Below are 16,596 nucleotides of genomic sequence, written 5' to 3'. Positions count from 1 at the left end.
CGCGGATTGCAAGAGGAGGCCGTGAACATGACTGGAAAATTGCGCCTTCCACCGCTGAATGCGCTCAAGGCATTTCATGCGGTTGCACGGCATAAAAGCCTGCGGCGCGCGGCCGAAGAATTGCTGGTATCGCCGCAGGCCGTCGGGCAACAGATCAAGCTGCTGGAAGAATCGTTGCAGGTGACCCTGTTCGAACGCAAGGGCAGGGTGATCGAACCGACCGAATCCGCGATTCTTCTGGCTGAACATGTCGATGCCGGATTCAGGCAACTGGCCGAAGGTGTCCGCCGCGTCACCGGCGCACCCTATCGTGATGTCATCAAGTTGAATACCAGCCCTTATTTTGCCGCCAATTACCTGGTGAGCAAGCTGGCCAATGTGCGCGAGGTGCTGTCGGGCGCCGATCTTCGTCTGACAACCGCAATCGACATGCCGGATTTCGCGCGCGACGATGTGGATATGGCCGTGCAATGGGGTTACGGTAACTGGGGCGAATTCGATTCGGTCCTGCTGGTGTCCGATCCCAAGATCATCTGCTGCACTCCGGAGATCGGGGCGCAAATTCGCGGACCTGAAGACCTGATCCGCTTTACGCTGCTGGATACGGTCAAATCCAAACGCTTCTGGAGCGATATCCTGCGCCATCTGGGCGTCGAAAACATCGGGCTGGACGGCAGCATCGGCTTTGACGACGCTGCCTCGATGCGTCGCGCGACGTTGCAGGGGATCGGCGTCGGGCTGGTTTCCGTGCCGGACGCCGAGGCAGATCTGCAAAGCGGCGCGCTGGTCGCGCCCTTGGGGATGGACGCGCTGGACGGGATGCCGGCAGAGGAGGTTCCCGGCTTCTATCTTGTCATTCCGCGCGGACATCTGCGCCTGCGGCCCGTGGCGGCTCTGCATCGCTGGCTGGTGGCGCAGGACTGGCGGAACGAGCGCGCAAAGCCGGGCCATCTGAGGGTCGTCGGCGCGTGACACCGACCCGGCAGCGGCTGTCGTGCCGTCGCCGATCCTTGCATAAAAATCCAATGATACCAAAGGGGAGAGAAGACATGAAACTGGTGAAATTCGGACTTGGCGCGGCCGCCATGGCGCTGATCGCCACAGGCGCCAATGCGCAGGGCGGCCCGACGCTGAACACCGTCAAGGAACGCGGCACCCTGCTGTGCACCGGTCACGACGGCTCGTATCTGGGCTTTGCAGAAGTTGACGACAAGGGCGCGTGGACCGGGCTGGACATCGACCTGTGCCGGGCCGTGGCGACGGCGATTCTTGGCGATCCGGCCAAGGCGACGGTCATCCCGATCAGCTGGGCGCAGCGCTGGCCCGCCCTGCAATCGGGCGAGGTCGACCTGGTGGTCAAGGCGTCGGGTGCGACGCTCAGCCGCGACGCGGAGCTGGGGCTGCAATTTTCGCTGTCCTATTATCTGGGCACCACCAAGATCATGGCGCACAAGTCGCTGGGGCTGAGCTCTCTGGCCGATGCCGACGGGGGCACGATCTGCATTCCCGCCGGCACCACCCAGCAACAGCAGATCGCGTCCTATACGCAAAAGCTCGGCATCACGCTTGAGCCGGTCATCATCGAAAAAACTGAGGAGCTTGAGCAAGCCTATTTCTCGGGTCGCTGCGATCTTTATACGCAATGGGGGCCGGTTCTCGCAATTGCCCGCGCCGCCAAGGGTAATGTCGACGAACACGACATTCTGCCCGACGTGCTGGCGCTTGAGCCTGAAGTGATCGTCATGCGCTCGGGCGATGACAACTGGATCGACATTGCCAACTGGACGCTTTCCGCGCTGTGGTTCGCCGAGCAAGAGGGCATCGATTCGGAAAACGTCGACGAGATCAAGGCCGATCCGCCCAGCCCCGAGATCGCCAAGTTCCTGGGGGTGAATCCGGGAATGGGCACGCCACTGGGGCTGTCGGACGACTGGGCCTATAACGTGATCAAGCAGATGGGCAATTACGCGGAAATCTTTGACCGGAACCTGGGCGAAGGCTCGCCCTATAAAATGGATCGGGAAATGACCGCGCTCTGGAAGGACGGTGGCGTCCTTTATCCCTATCTGATCGACTGACCGCCGGTGCCCTGCCCGGACCGGGCGGGGCATCCATTTTCGGGGGAGGTCCGGCAATGGTTTCACTGCTGCGGCAACAAAAGATCCGCAATATCCTGTTGCAGGCCCTGTTCGCGGGAATCGTCCTGCTTGTCGTCATTGGCGGCTGGCGCAATGCCCAACACGCGCTTTCGTCGCAGAATGTCGTGTCCGGCTTTGGATTTCTGCATAAATCAACCGGCTGGGACGTAAATTTTTCGCTGTTGCCGGCCTCGCCCAACGATCCTTACTGGTGGTTTTTCGTCATCGGCATCGTCAATACGCTGTTCCTTGGCATTCTGGGGCTGACGCTGGCGACATTCATTGGCGGGCTGGTCGGGCTTTTTCGAACCTCGTCGAATGACCTGCTGCAATTGCTCGGCCGGATCTATGTCGATTTCTTTCGCAACATTCCGCTGATCCTTCAGGTATTCTTCTGGTATTCGCTGGTCACGAACCTGCCGGCCCCGCGCAATGCGATGGAATTCGGCCCGCTGACCCTGTCGAATCGCGGCGTCTATATGCCGGCGCTGAATGTGGGCGGCTGGCATGTGGCCGGCGCGGCGGTCACGCTGCTGCTGGCGCTGGCGCTGCCCTTGTGGCTGCGGACCACCCGCCGGCTGGCGTCCCCGCCCGAGCAGCGGGGCGCGCTGGTCTGGGGCGTGCTGGGCGGCGGGCTGCTGCTGGCGGCGGCCATCCTGCTGCTGGGGCGCGCGCCGGGTGCTGCGCTGATCGACCCGCCGCGGTTGCAGGGGCTGAACATGCGCGGCGGGCTGCGGGTCTCGCCCGAATTCACGGCGCTGCTGGTCGCCATCGGCATCTACGGCGGCGCCTATATCGGCGAAATCGTCCGCGGCGGCTTCAAGGCCGTGGGCAAGGGCCAGACCGAGGCCGCCCATTCGCTGGGCCTGTCGCCGTGGCAGAGCTTCAGCCGCATCCGCCTGCCGCTGGCGCTGCGCGCCATGCTGCCGATCCTGGCCAACCAGTATATCTGGCTGATCAAGGCCACGACGCTGGGCATTGCCGTCGGCTTTACCGATTTCTTCATGATTGTCGCCGTCACGATCAACCAGTCCGGCCAGACGCTTGAGGCGATCGCGATCCTGATGGTCGGGTTCCTGGCCATCAATCTCAGCATTGCGGCCATCTTTAACCGGATCAATCGGGCCATCGCGCTCAAGGGCAACCAACTGCGGAGCTGATGGATGAACACTCTTGCCAACTCAGCCGCGGTGGCGCCCCCGGGTCGGGTCCGGATGCTGCGCAAGCGCTATTTCCCGACGCCGTTGCAGGGGGTCGTCTCGGTGGTTTCGGCGGGGCTGCTGCTGCTGATCTCGTGGAAACTGCTGGACTGGGCGTTCCTGTCGGCGGTGTTCGGCGCCGAGGGCAGCGCGGCCGAATGCCGGGCGGCGGGGGGCGCCTGCTGGTCAGTGATCGCAAACCGCTGGCGGATCATCTTTTTCGGGCTTTACCCCCATGCCGAGCAATGGCGTTCGGCGCTGGCCTGCGTCGCCGTGGTGGCGATGATCGTGCTGAGCTGCGTCCCCTCGTTCTGGCGGCCATGGCGGCTGGCGGCGGTCTGGATCATCGGCACCGCGGTCTATTACATCCTGATGAAGGGCGGCATCCTGGGCCTGCGCTATGTGGGCGAGGAACAATGGGGCGGGCTGGCGCTGACCCTGTTCATCTTTGTCGCCACCTGCCTGATCGGGTTTCCGCTGTCGATCGTGCTGGCGCTGCTGCGCCGGTCCGAGCTGCCGGTGATCTCGCGCGGGACGGGGCTGCTGATCGATGCGGTGCGGTCGCTGCCGCTGCTGGCGATCCTGTTCGCCTTTGCGGTGGTGGTCCCGTTTATGCTGCCCGGCTGGATGCAGACCGGCAAGCTTTACCGGGTGGTGTTCGGCGCGGGGCTGTTCTTTGCGGCCTATCAGGCCGAAATCATCCGCGGCGGTCTGCAAGGCGTGCCTCGCGGCCAGGAAGAGGCCGCGATGGCGCTGGGGATCGGCTATTGGCACCGGGTGGGCAAGATCCTGCTGCCGCAGGCGATGCGCAACGCGCTGCCGGCGACGATCAACCAGTTCGTGATCGGGTTCAAGGAAACCTCGCTGGTGATCGTGGTCGGGTTCTTTGAAATCCTTGCCTCGGGGAATGCCGCCTATGGCACCGGCGAATGGACCTTTGCCTATCGCGAGGTCTACGCCTTTATCGCCCTGATCTATTTCGTCTTCACCTACAGCCTGTCCCGCTATGGCGCCTATCTGGAACGGCGCATGGCGATCAGCTCTCGATAAGGAACACAGCTATGGCAGATACGCATCCGGCGAATGTTCCCGCGGTCCAGATCAACGGGATGAACAAGTTCTACGGGCATTTCCACGCGCTCAAGAACATCCAGCTGACGGTCCACCGGGGCGAAAAGGTGGTGGTCTGCGGCCCGTCCGGGTCGGGGAAATCCACGATGATCCGCTGCATCAACCGGCTGGAGGAACACAACTCGGGCCAGATCACCGTGCTGGGGACCGAGCTGAACGACGACGTGGCCAGCATCGACGGGATCCGGCGCGAGGTCGGGATGGTGTTCCAGCATTTCAACCTGTTCCCGCACATGACCGTGCTGGAAAACTGCGTGCTGGCGCCGATGCTGGTGCGCAAGACCCCGCGCGCGCAGGCCGAGGCGGCGGCGATGCGCTATCTGGAAAAGGTCCGTATCCCGGAACAGGCGCAGAAATACCCCGGCCAGTTGTCGGGCGGCCAGCAGCAGCGCGTGGCCATCGCCCGATCCCTGTGCATGGAGCCGGAAATCCTGCTGTTCGACGAACCCACCTCGGCACTGGACCCCGAGATGATTTCCGAGGTTCTGGACGTGATGGTCCATCTTGCGACCGAGGGGCGCACGATGATCTGCGTCACGCACGAGATGGGCTTTGCCCGCCGCGTCGCGGACCGGGTGATCTTCATGGACGCCGGCGAGATCGTCGAGGAAGCCCCGCCCGAGACGTTCTTTCAGTCGCCGTCGAGCGAACGCACCAAACAGTTCCTGTCACAGGTGCTGGGTCACTAGGCGATGACGGATATGCCGATTCCTGCCGGTCTGTCGGGGCAACTCGCGGGTCTTCTTGGCCCGCGCGGCTGGGTGGCGGCCCCCGACGCCGCCCCGTGGCAGCGCGACTGGCTGGACCGTTACGGAGAGCCGCCGCTGGGCGTCGCGCGTCCCGCCTCGACCGCCGAGGTCGCGGCGGTGATGCGCCTCTGTCACGCGGCGGGCGTTGCTGCGGTGCCGCAGGGCGGCAACACCGGGCTGTGCGGCGGCGCGGTGCTGGACCGTCCGGGCGGCGTCATCCTGTCGCTGTCGCGCATGGCCGCGATCGGTGTCCCCGATCCGGCCAGCGGCGCGATCGAGGTCGAGGCCGGGGCGGTGCTGGCCACCCTGCATCAGGCGCTGGACGGCACCGGGCTGATGTTTCCGCTGCATCTGGGGGCCGAGGGTTCGGCCCGGATCGGCGGGCTGATCGGGACCAATGCCGGCGGCAGCCATGCGTTCCGCTATGGCATGATGGGCGATCTGGTGCTGGGGCTAGAGGTCGTGCTGCCCGACGGCACTGTCTGGGACGGCCTGCGCGCGGTGCAAAAGGACAACGCCGGCTATCAGCTGCGCCGGGTGTTCGTGGGGTCCGAGGGCAGTCTTGGCATCGTGACCCGCGCGGTGCTGCGGCTTTTCCCCGCGCCGCGCCAGCGGGCAAGCGCGCTGCTGGCCCTGCCCGATCTGGCCGCCGCCGTCGCTTTCGGCACAAGGCTGCGGGCAGAGGCCGGCGAGTTTCTGACCGGGCTCGAATTCTTTTCGGATCTCGGGCTGGACCTGGCGCTGAAACATGTTTCCTCGGTCGGCTATCCGCTGTCGATCCGGGGCGGTGCCTATGTGCTGGTCGAGGTCGCCAGCGGCTCGGATCTGGTGCCGCTGGATGATATTCTGGGCGGCGTGCTGGAATGGGGGATGGAGGCCGGCCTGGTGCTGGACGGCGCCCTTGCCGCATCCGAGGCGCAGCGCGCGGCGTTCTGGCGGCTGCGCGAGGAACAGCCCGAGGGCCAGCGGCTCGAAGGTCCGCAGCTCAAGCATGACATCGCGGTGCCTCCGGGCCGGATCGCCGAATTCGTGACCAGCGCAGCCGCGCTGTGCGAGGCATTGCTGCCGGGGGTGCGGATCAACCCCTTCGGGCATCTGGGCGACGGCAATATCCATTATAACCTCAGCCCGCCGCAGGGCGCCGCGGATTTCGCCGGGACCGAGGCCCGGTTGGCGCTGCGTCTGGCCCGGCTGGCCACCGACATGGGCGGCAGCTTTGCCGCCGAACACGGGCTGGGCCGGTCCAAGGTTGCGCTGGCCGATGCGCTGCGGCCGCCGACCGAGCGGGCGCTGATGGCGGCGCTGAAACGGGCGTTCGATCCGCGGGGCCGGCTCAATCCCGGCGTCGTGGTGGGGCAACCGGAAAGCTGTCCTTGACGTTTGCCCGGTGAAATTGGTTTTCCCGGCGTCGTGTCGGGGGCAGGATCGTGATGCACAAAAAGGGGCGTGAAATGCGTAACGGTGGGCAGCTTCTGGTGGAAAGCCTTGTCGCCCTGGGGGCCAGCCGGGGGTTCGGGGTGCCGGGGGAAAGCTATCTCGCGGTGCTCGACGCGCTGCACGACACGCGGGGCCGGCTGGATTTCGTGATGTGCCGGAACGAAGGCGGCGCGGCGTTCATGGCTGCCGCGTGGGGCAAGCTGACCGGGCAGCCGGGGCTGTGCTTCGTCACGCGGGGGCCGGGCGTCACCAACGCCTCGATCGGGGTGCATACGGCGATGCAGGATTCCGCGCCGATGATCCTGTTCGTGGGACAGGTGGCGACCGGGATGAAGGGGCGCGAGGCGTTTCAGGAAATCGACTATCCGGCGGTGTTCGGCACCGTGGCGAAATGGGCGGTGGAAATCGACTCGGTCGAGCGTGTCCCCGAAATTCTTGCCCGCGCATGGGTGACGGCGACCACCGGCCGCCCCGGCCCGGTGGTGATCGCCCTGCCCGAAGACATGCTGACCGACCTGACCGACAGGCCCGCCCTGACCGGCCCGGCGCCGATTGCGGAACCCGCCCCCGGCGCCGATGCGGTGGCCCGGGCGCAGGCGCTGCTGGAAAACGCCGTGCGGCCCCTGATCATGGTCGGCGGGTGCAACTGGACCGACGCGGGGCGCCGCGCGATGCAGGATTTCGCCGAGGCCAGCAACATCCCCGTCGTCGCGGCCTTTCGCTATCAGGACCAGTTCGACAATTTCTCGGGCTGCTACGCGGGCGAGGCGGGGGTGGGGATGCCCGCGCATGTCCGCGCCCTGGTGACCGAGGCAGACGTGATCCTGGCCGTGAACCTGCGTTTCGGCGAGATGACCACCGACGGCTATACGCTGCTCGACGTGCCGGTGCCGGCGCAAAATCTGATCCACGTGCATGGCTCGGACCGCGAGATCGGCAAGATCTATCAGCCCACGCTGGGAATCCACGCCGGGCCGAACGAATTCGCCGCCGCGCTGGCCCCGGTCAGCGGCAACTGGGCCGACTGGCGCGCCCGCGCCCGGCAAGGGTTCGAGGACAGCCTGAACGCGCCGCCCCAGCCCTCGCCCGTCGACATGGGGCAGGTCACCGCCCATCTGCGCGAGGTGCTGCCCGGGGACGCGATCCTGACCAACGGCGCGGGGAATTTCACCGTCTGGCCGAACAAGTTCTATAAATTCGGCCCGCAGGCGCGGCTGCTGGCGCCGCAGTCGGGCGCGATGGGCTACGGCCTGCCCGCGGCCATCGCGGCCAAGGTGGCGTTCCCCGGCCGCACCGTGGTCTGTTTCGCCGGCGACGGTGATTTCCAGATGAACTGCCAAGAGCTGGGCACCGCCATGCAGGCCGGGGCGCAGCCGATCGTGCTGCTGCTGAACAACGGCATCTATGGCACCATCCGCGCCCATCAGGAACGCCATTATCCGGGCCGGGTCTCGGGCACGACGATGGAAAACCCCGATTTCGTGCAGCTTGCCCGCGCCTATGGCTATCACGCCGAACGGGTCGCGCGGACCGAGGATTTCCCCGCCGCCTTTGCCCGCGCGCTGGCATCGGACAGCGGGGCGGTGCTGGATCTGGACATCTCGCCCGAGGCGCTGACCCCGCGCCAGACCCTGACCCAGATGCGCGAGGCCGCACTGGCGAAACGATAACGGACCCGCGCGGGCCGGTCAGCTGGCCTCGTCGCACTGGAAATGCCCCGGGCCCATGCTGCAATCGAGGTTGCGCAGGCGGCCGTCCTTAAGCCCGTAGATCAGCCCGTGCACGCGGATCGGGGCGCCGCGGCGCCAGGCGCGTTGCAGGATCGGGGTCTCGCAGACCCGGCGGACGCCTTCGGCGACGTTCAGCTCGGCCAGGCGCTCCAGCCGCGACTCGGGGCATGGCTCGCGCGCGAGATCGACGGCATAGCTGCGGGCAAGGCGGCGGATCGGCTCGATCCAGTGTTCGGTCAGCCCGTGCGGGATGTCCTCGGTCGCGGCCTTGATCCCGCCGCATCCGTGATGGCCGCAGACGATGATCTCGCGCACCTTCAGCGCCTCGACCGCGAATTCAAGCGAGGCGAGCAGATTCATGTCCGACGAATGCACGACATTGGCGACGTTGCGATGGACAAAGACCTCGCCGGGATGCAGCCCCGCGACCACATTCGCCGGCACGCGGCTGTCCGAGCAGCCGATCCAGAAATAATCCGGCGCCTGCAAGGCTGCAAGCCGGGCAAAGTGGCCGGGATCGCGGGATTGCTGCGCCTGTGACCATGCGCGGTTCCGGGCCAGAAGATCGTCGAGCATCTCGTGTCCTTGGGGATGGCTGCGCGGATGGGGTGGCAGCGGGCGGGCAGCCGCCCGCCGCGTCTTAAACGGGTTCGAGGTCGGCGCCCGAGATCTGCGCCCCTGCCGCCAGCTGCCGCACCAGCGCCTTGGCGGCGCGCGACCACGCCGCCTTTTCCAGCGCCTCGGCGATCCGGGGGCGGGCGGCGGCATAGGGCAGCGGCATCCCTGCCGCCACGGCATCCATGCGGATGACATGCCAGCCGTGCCGGGTCGGCACGGGGTCGGGCGTCACCATGCCCTCGGCCAGCCCGCGCAGAGCGGACTCGAACTCGGGGACGGTATCGCCGGGCCGGATCTGGCCAAGCGCGCCCCCCGAGGATTTCGAGCCGCAATCGCTGTGCGCCGCCGCCAGCCCGGCAAAGCCGCGCGGATCGGCGGCGGCGCGGGCGGCCAGATCAGCGGCGCGTGTCCGGGCCGCGCGCGCGGCGTTGGCGTCCCGCGGGTCGCAGGCGATCAGGATATGCGACACCTCCCACAGGGGCGGGCTGCGGAACCGGCACGGGTCGCGCGCCCATTCGGCGTGGATTTCGGCCTCGGTCGGCGGCTCGACCGCGACGGCGGTGTCGAGAAGGCCCCGGATCAGGGCCTCCTCCTCGGTCTCGAAACGCCCCGGGCCAAGCTCGGCCGGCGGGGCCGCCACCCCGCGTGCCCGCGCCTCTTGCAAAAGCAGGGTGCGGATGGCGATGGCGTTCGCGGCCTTGCGCCAGGCGATGCCGGGCTTGCCGCGGGGGGCGTGGTGGTTCTGGGCCTCGGCGGCGATCAGCGTGTGGGGCACCAGCTCGCCGTTGACGGTCAGCTCGGGGAACAGCGCGGTGTTCATCGGCGCTACTCCGCCGGGCTTTGCCGGGACGCCGCCGGCTTGGCCCGCGCCGCGACCCGTTCGCGCGCCGCCGCCACCACCTGCGGTGCGGGCGCCAGCGGCTGCTGCCTGCGCGAGCGCACGATCTGGTAGCCGCTGCGCGCCAGAAGATAGCGGAAAGGCGCCGCGATCCCCGAAATCAGATGCACCAGCCGGGTAAAGGGGAACACCAGGATGATGGTCAGCCCCAGCACGATATGTGCCTTGAACAGCCAATGCGCATTGGCGATATAGCCGGCCGCTCCGGAATCGAAGGTAAAGATGCCCTGCGCCCAGGCCATGAATTTGGTCATCTCGTGCCCGTCCAGATGCCCCAGAGAGACCAGCACCGTCAGCAGCCCCAGCACCAGCTGCGCGATCAGCATCGCCAGGATCGCCGTGTCCCAAAAGCTCGAAGTGCCGCGGATGCGCGGGTCGGTCCAGCGGCGATGGAACAGCATCAGCGCGCCCGTCAACGCCATCACCCCGGCGATGCCGCCGGCTGCCACCGCCAGGATCTGCTTGGCCGAGTGGCTGATGCCAAGCGCGTCGAACACCCGGATCGGCGTCAGCAGCCCGACGAAATGCCCCGCAAAGATCACCAGCACGCCCACATGGAACAGGATCGAGCCGAGGATCAGCTGCCGGCGCCGCAAAAGCTGCGAGGACGAGCTTTTCCAGGTAAAGGGGTCGCGGTCGTAGCGGGCGATCGAGCCCATGATGCCGACCCCCAGCGCGATATAGGGATAGATCCCGAACAGGAAGTTGTTCATCTGAGCCTCCGTCATTCGGCCGCCGCGGCGGGGCCGGGGCTGGTGGGATTGTCCATGCGCGCCAGCAGGTCGCGCGTTACCGGGCAGCCGGCATTCGGGTCGGGGCCGAACAGCACCTCGCTTTCCTGCCAGACTGCATCCAGCGCCTGAAGGTCGGTCGGATCGTCGTCGGGGGCGGCCAGCATCTCGGACAGCGCCGCCTGATCGACCGCGCCGGCCAGCTGCGCCAGGGCGGCAAGGGCGGCGGCGTAATCCGACTGGCGCCGGTTCAGCCGTTCCTGCAAGGCGGCAAAGATATGCGCGGCATCGGCCAGCGTCTCGCGCGCCTCGGGCGGCGGGCGGGTGGCCAGGAATTCCAGCAGCACCGGCAGGTGGTCGGGCAGTTCCGTGGTCACCGGGTCGAACCCGGCCTCGCGATACATCTCGACCAGGCTGACCATCGCGCCGCCCCGGTCGCGGCTTTCGCCGTGGACATGCTCGAACAGGTTCAGCGAAAGCGTGCGCGAGCGGTCGAACAGCGCGACGAACCGCTCTTCCAGATCGTAGATGTCGCCGTCGCGCAGCCCGTCCAGCAGCGGGCGCAGCGCGCGCCGCGCCGCCGCCGTCAGCCGCGAATCGGCGGCAAGGACGCCCGCGATTTCCGGCATCGCCGATTGCAGCTCGCGGGTGGGATAGCTGAGGATCAGCGACAGGGACTTGAGTGTGCGGTCCATCACGACATTGCCTCCGGCATGTTGAGCGGGCGTTTGGCGCCGCCGAAAAGCGAGGCTTTCGAGGTGCCGGTGGAACAGCCGTTGCTGTCGGTGAAACCGCAGCCGCCCTTGAGGTCATAGGCGACCTCGACCTGTTCGCGGTGCGTGGTCGGGATGACGAAACGGTCCTCGTAATCGGCCAGCGCCATGATCTTGTACATGTCCTCGATCACCCGGCCCGACAGGCCGACGCGGGCGGCGATGCCCTCGTCGTTGACGCCCTCGACGGTCTTGGCGCGCATATAGGCGCGCATCGCCAGCATCCGTTCCAGCGCATGGGCCACCGGCGCCTCGTCGCCCGCGGTCAGCATGTTCGCCAGGTATTTCAGCGGGATGCGCAGGCTGCGCACGTCGGGCATTTCGCCGTCGACGCCGATCTTGCCGGCCGCGGCCGCGTTCTGGATCGGCGACAGCGGCGGGATATACCACACCATCGGCAGCGTCCGGTATTCGGGATGCAGCGGAAAGGCGACCTTCCATTCCATCGCCATCTTCCAGATCGGGCTTTCCTGCGCGGCCTTGATCCAGTCGTCGGGGATGCCGTCGGCGCGCGCGGTCTCGATCACCACCGGGTCGTGAGGGTCCAGGAACACGTCCAGCTGGGCGTCGTAAAGGTCGGTGGTCCGTTCGACGCTGGCGGCCTGTTCGATCTTGTCGGCGTCATACAGCATCACCCCCAGATAGCGGATGCGCCCGACGCAGGTTTCCGAACAGACCGTCGGGTTGCCGCTTTCGATGCGCGGATAGCACAGGGTGCATTTCTCGGATTTGCCGGTGGACCAGTTGTAATAGACCTTTTTATAGGGGCAGCCCGACACGCACATCCGCCAGCCGCGGCATTTTTCCTGGTCGATCAGGACGATGCCGTCCTCTTCGCGCTTGTAGATCGCCCCCGAGGGGCAAGACGCCGCGCAGGCCGGGTTGAGGCAGTGTTCGCACAGCCGCGGCAGATACATCATGAAGGTGTTTTCATATTCGCCGTAGATCTGTTTCTGCACCCCCTCGAAGTTGTAATCCTCGCTGCGCTTGGCGAATTCGCCGCCCAGGATTTCTTCCCAGTTGGGGCCTTTCTCGATCTTTTCGATCCGCTCGCCGGTGATCTTGGAATAGGGGCGCGCGGTGGGGAACGCCTGCATCTCGGGGGCGGATTTCAGGTGGTCGTGGTCAAAATCGAACGGCTCGTAATAGTCGTCGATCTCGGGCAGGTCGGGGTTGGCGAACATGTTCGCCAGAATCCGCCACTTGCTGCCCTGCTTTGGCCGCAGCTTGCCCGACCCGCTGCGTTCCCAGCCGCCGTTCCAGCGGTTCTGGTTTTCCCAGTCGGTGGGATAGCCGGTGCCGGGCTTGGTCTCGACGTTGTTGAACCACGCGTATTCGACCCCCTCGCGCGAGGTCCAGACGTTCTTGCAGGTGACCGAACAGGTGTGGCACCCGATGCATTTGTCGAGGTTCAGCACCATGCCGATCTGCGCACGAATTCTCATTCCGCTGCCTCCTTTCGGGTAGCTGGCTGGTCGAGCCAGTCGACCTTTTTCATCTTCCTGACGATCACGAACTCGTCCCGGTTGGCGCCCACGGTTCCGTAATAGTTGAAGCCGTAGGACTGCTGGGCGTAGCTGCCGATCATGTGGGTGGGTTTCAGCACCGTGCGGGTGACCGAGTTGTGGATGCCGCCGCGCTTGCCGGTCTTTTCGGAACCGGGCGTGTTCACGATCTTTTCCTGCGCGTGATACATGAAGGTGGTGCCGTCCTTCATCCGCTGGCTGACCACCGCCCGCGCGGTCAGCGCCCCGTTGACGTTGTAAAGTTCCACCCAGTCGTTATCGACGATGCCGGCGGTCCTTGCGTCGTTTTCCGAAATCCAGATCACCGGGCCGCCGCGGTTCAGCGTCAGCATCAGCAGGTTGTCGGTATAGGTCGAGTGGATGCCCCATTTCTGGTGGGGGGTGATGAAGTTCAACACCACATGCGGTTCGCCGTCGCGCGCCTCGTGGTTGATCTCGGCGGTGACGGTCTTGAGGTCTACCGGCGGGCGATAGGACATGAAGCCCTCGCCAAAGGCGCGCATCCACAGATGGTCCTGATACAGCTGCTGGCGCCCGGTCAGCGTGCGCCACGGGATCAGCTCGTGGACGTTGGTATAGCCGGCGTTGTAGCTGACCTTGTCGCTTTCGATGCCCGACCAGGTGGGCGACGAGATGATCTTGCGCGGCTGCGCGGCGATGTCGCGAAAGCGGATCTTGTTGTGATGCTCGCCCTCGGCCAGATGGGCGTGGGGGCGGCCGGTGGCCTTTTCCAGTGCCTGCCACGCCTTGACGGCCACCTCGCCGTTGGTTTCGGGGGCCAGCATCAGGATCACCTCGGCCGCGTCGATGGCGGTGTCGATGATGGGCCGACCCTTGGCGGGGCCGTCAGCCTTGACGCCGTTCAGATCCTTGAGATTGTCGATCTCGGTCTGGGTGTCCCACGAGATGCCCTTGCCGCCGTTGCCCAGCTTGTCCAGCAGCGGCCCAAGCGAGGTAAAGCGTTCGTAAACCGCGGCAAAGTCGCGCTCGACGGCGATAAAGGCCGGCGCGGTCTTGCCGGGGATCAGGTCGCATTCGCCCTTTTTCCAGTCCCTGACCTGATCCTGCGCCAGTTCGCCCGGGGTGTCGTGCAGCGTGGGCAGCGCCACGATGTCGGTCTCGACCCCCAGGATTTCCGGCGCGACCTCGCTGAACTTCCTGGCGATCGCCTTGAAGATCTCCCAGTCGGATTTCGATTCGTAAGCCGGGTCCACCGCCGCCTGCAACGGGTGGATAAACGGGTGCATGTCCGAGGTGTTCAGGTCGTCCTTTTCATACCAGCTGGCCGTGGGCAGCACGATGTCGGAATAGACGCAGGTGGTGGACATGCGAAAGTCGATGGTCACCAGCAGGTCCAGCTTGCCGCGCGGGCCGTCCTGGTGCCAGCGGGCCTCTTTCGGCAGCTGGCCCCCCTCCTCGCCCAAGTCACGGCCCAGCACGCCGTGGTCGGTGCCCAGCAGGTGCTTGAGGAAATATTCATGCCCCTTGCCGGACGAGCCAAGCAGGTTCGAGCGCCAGACGAACAGGTTGCGCGGCCAGTTGGCGGGATCGTCCGGGTCTTCGCAGGACAGTTCCAGCCGCCCGGACTTGAGTTCCTCGGCCACATAGGCCGCGATCTCTTTCCCGGATGCCTTGGCGGCGCGGGCCACCTCAAGCGGGTTGGTCTTGAGCTGCGGGGCCGAGGGCAGCCAGCCCATCCGCTCGGCCCGGATGTTATAGTCGATCAGGCTGATGTCCCAGTCGCCGGCGGGCGCGGTGGGCGACAGGATGTCGTCCGCGGTCAGCGTCTCGTAGCGCCACTGGTCGGTATGGGCATACCAGGCGCTGGTCGCGTTCATGTGCCGCGGCGGGCGGTTCCAGTCCAGTGCAAAGGCCAGCGGCTGCCAGCCGGTCTGCGGGCGCAGCTTTTCCTGCCCCACGTAATGCGCCCAGCCACCGCCCGACTGGCCGACGCAGCCGCACATCACCAGCATGTTGATGACGCCGCGATAGTTCATGTCCATGTGGAACCAGTGGTTCATCGCCGCGCCGATGATGATCATGGACTTGCCGCGGGTCTTTTCGGCGTTCGAGGCGAATTCGCGCGCGACATGGATGATCTTGTCGCGGGCCACCCCGGTGATGCGCTCGGCCCAGGCGGGGGTGCCGGGCATGTCGTCGTCATAGCTTGACGTGACCCAGCGCCCGCCCAGGCCCCGGTCAAGCCCGTAGTTGGCGCAGAACAGGTCAAAGACCGTCGCCACCTTGATCTCGCCCAGGGCGGTGCGGATCGTCCTGACCGGGATGTTGCGGGTCAGCACGTCGGGGTGGTCGGCGTCGGTGGCGAACTGGCCCACCGCGTCGCCGCCGAAATAGGGGAAATCGACGCAAGCGATCTCGTCATGGTCGCTGTCGAGAACCAGCGACATGCGCAGCGAGGTCTCGGCGCCCGCGGCCTTTTCTTCGAGGTTCCATTCCCCCGCTTCGCCCCAGCGATAGCCGATGGCACCGTTCGGCGCCACCAGCCCGCCCGAGCGGTCGTCGATGGCGACGGTTTTCCATTCGGGGTTGTTGCTTTCCCCCAGCTTGCCGTCCAGATCGTCGGCGCGCAGGAACCGGCCGGGCACCAGCCGCCCGTCCTGTTCGTCCAGTCGGACCAGCATCGGGAAATCGGAATATTTGCGGCAGTATTCCTCGAAATATTCGGCCTGCCGGTCCAAATGGAACTCGCGCAGGATGACGTGGCCAAAGGCCATCGCCAGCGCCGCGTCGGTGCCCTGCTTGGCGTTCAGCCACACGTCGCCGAACTTGGCCGCCTCGGAATAATCGGGGCAGATCACCGCCGACTTGGTGCCCTTGTAACGGACCTCGGTATAGAAATGCGCGTCCGGCGTGCGCGTCTGCGGCACGTTCGAGCCCCAGATCAGCAGATAGCCCGAGTTATACCAGTCGGCGCTTTCCGGCACGTCGGTCTGTTCGCCCCAGGTCATCGGCGAGGCCGGCGGCAGGTCGCAATACCAGTCATAAAACGACATGCAGACCCCGCCCATCAGCGACAGATAGCGCGAGCCGGCGGCGTAGCTGATCATCGACATCGCCGGGATCGGCGAAAAGCCGAACACCCGGTCGGGGCCGTAGGTGCGGGCGGTATAGGCGTTCGCCGCCGCCACGATCTCGGTCGCCTCGTCCCAGCTGGCGCGCACGAAACCGCCCTTGCCGCGGGTCTCGACATAGGATTGCCGCAGGATCGGGTCGGACTGGATCCGGGTCCAGGCCTGGATCGGGGTCATGGTCCGGCGCATCTCGCGCCACACCTTCATCAGCCGCCCGCGCACCAGCGGGTTCTTTACCCGGTTGGCCGAGTAGAGATACCAGCTGTAGGACGCGCCGCGCGCGCAGCCGCGCGGCTCGTGGTTGGGCAGGTCGGGGCGGGTGCGCGGATAATCGGTCTGCTGGGTTTCCCAGGTCACGATCCCCGACTTGACGTAGATTTTCCAGCTGCACGACCCGGTGCAGTTCACCCCGTGGGTCGAGCGCACGATCTTGTCGTGGCGCCAGCGGTTGCGATAGGTGTCCTCCCAGTCGCGGTTTTCGCGGGTCACCTGGCCGTGGCCGTCCGAGAAGGTCTCGACTTTCGAGGACCGCAGGAAGTTCAGTCTGTCCAGCAGATGGCTCATCTGGCTGTCC

Annotated in this window: 13 protein-coding genes; 7 read left to right on the top strand and 6 right to left on the bottom strand. The window is 66.1% G+C overall.

Features of this window, described 5'->3' with window-relative positions; genetic code table 11:
- The first annotated feature begins 27 nt into the window (after positions 1–27).
- The 7 genes from BLW83_RS11940 (at position 28) to BLW83_RS11910 (ending at position 8,324) form a co-directional block, all read left to right on the top strand.
- Positions 28–972, top strand: a complete 945-nt coding sequence (locus BLW83_RS11940; protein WP_090848451.1) for a LysR family transcriptional regulator — start codon at positions 28–30, stop codon at positions 970–972.
- Between the two features lie 77 nt (positions 973–1,049).
- The gene (locus BLW83_RS11935) at positions 1,050–2,078 is read left to right on the top strand and encodes an amino acid ABC transporter substrate-binding protein (RefSeq protein ID WP_090848450.1); all 1,029 of its coding nucleotides are present in this window, start codon (positions 1,050–1,052) and stop codon (positions 2,076–2,078) included.
- A gap of 56 nt (positions 2,079–2,134) precedes the next feature.
- Entirely contained in the window at positions 2,135–3,298 is a 1,164-nt protein-coding gene (locus BLW83_RS11930) for an amino acid ABC transporter permease (RefSeq protein ID WP_090848449.1), read from the top strand.
- A 3-nt stretch (positions 3,299–3,301) separates the two neighbouring features.
- On the top strand, positions 3,302–4,387 hold the full coding sequence (locus tag BLW83_RS11925; protein ID WP_090848448.1) for an amino acid ABC transporter permease: 1,086 nt from the start codon (positions 3,302–3,304) through the stop codon (positions 4,385–4,387).
- A gap of 11 nt (positions 4,388–4,398) precedes the next feature.
- A complete protein-coding gene (locus tag BLW83_RS11920) occupies positions 4,399–5,157 on the top strand; it encodes an amino acid ABC transporter ATP-binding protein (RefSeq protein ID WP_090848447.1) in 759 nt (252 codons plus the stop codon).
- A 3-nt stretch (positions 5,158–5,160) separates the two neighbouring features.
- Positions 5,161–6,594 carry an FAD-binding oxidoreductase gene (locus BLW83_RS11915; RefSeq protein ID WP_218139127.1) on the top strand — a complete coding sequence of 478 codons (1,434 nt, stop codon included), beginning with the start codon at positions 5,161–5,163 and terminating at the stop codon, positions 6,592–6,594.
- A 74-nt stretch (positions 6,595–6,668) separates the two neighbouring features.
- Complete coding sequence (locus BLW83_RS11910; protein WP_090848505.1) at positions 6,669–8,324, top strand: thiamine pyrophosphate-binding protein; 1,656 nt, start codon at positions 6,669–6,671, stop codon at positions 8,322–8,324.
- Between the two features lie 18 nt (positions 8,325–8,342).
- On the opposite strand, the gene BLW83_RS11905 is transcribed toward BLW83_RS11910, so the two are convergent.
- The 6 genes from BLW83_RS11905 to BLW83_RS11880 all read right to left on the bottom strand — a co-directional run bounded on the left by BLW83_RS11905 (position 8,343) and on the right by BLW83_RS11880 (position 16,586).
- Positions 8,343–8,960, bottom strand: coding sequence for a carbonic anhydrase (locus tag BLW83_RS11905; protein WP_090848445.1), 618 nt, complete (start codon positions 8,958–8,960; stop codon positions 8,343–8,345).
- 64 nt (positions 8,961–9,024) lie between these two features.
- On the bottom strand, positions 9,025–9,822 hold the full coding sequence (locus tag BLW83_RS11900; RefSeq protein ID WP_090848444.1) for a peptidylprolyl isomerase: 798 nt from the start codon (positions 9,820–9,822) through the stop codon (positions 9,025–9,027).
- A gap of 5 nt (positions 9,823–9,827) precedes the next feature.
- Entirely contained in the window at positions 9,828–10,628 is an 801-nt protein-coding gene (narI, locus tag BLW83_RS11895) for a respiratory nitrate reductase subunit gamma (RefSeq protein WP_425433956.1), read from the bottom strand.
- Positions 10,625–11,326 (bottom strand): nitrate reductase molybdenum cofactor assembly chaperone, encoded by a 702-nt coding sequence (gene narJ, locus BLW83_RS11890; protein ID WP_090848442.1) that lies wholly within the window; start codon positions 11,324–11,326, stop codon positions 10,625–10,627. The genes narI and narJ overlap by 4 nt, the downstream gene beginning before the upstream one ends.
- Positions 11,326–12,849 carry a nitrate reductase subunit beta gene (gene narH, locus BLW83_RS11885; RefSeq protein WP_090848441.1) on the bottom strand — a complete coding sequence of 508 codons (1,524 nt, stop codon included), beginning with the start codon at positions 12,847–12,849 and terminating at the stop codon, positions 11,326–11,328. The genes narJ and narH overlap by 1 nt, the downstream gene beginning before the upstream one ends.
- Positions 12,846–16,586: a nitrate reductase subunit alpha gene (locus BLW83_RS11880; protein ID WP_090848440.1), complete on the bottom strand. Its 3,741-nt coding sequence runs from the start codon at positions 16,584–16,586 to the stop codon at positions 12,846–12,848. Before BLW83_RS11880 ends, narH begins: the two co-directional genes overlap by 4 nt.
- Positions 16,587–16,596 lie beyond the last annotated feature (10 nt).

This window comes from Paracoccus alkenifer (assembly GCF_900108405.1).
Lineage (GTDB): Bacteria > Pseudomonadota > Alphaproteobacteria > Rhodobacterales > Rhodobacteraceae > Paracoccus > Paracoccus alkenifer.
This window is presented reverse-complemented; position numbering and strand designations above follow the sequence as displayed.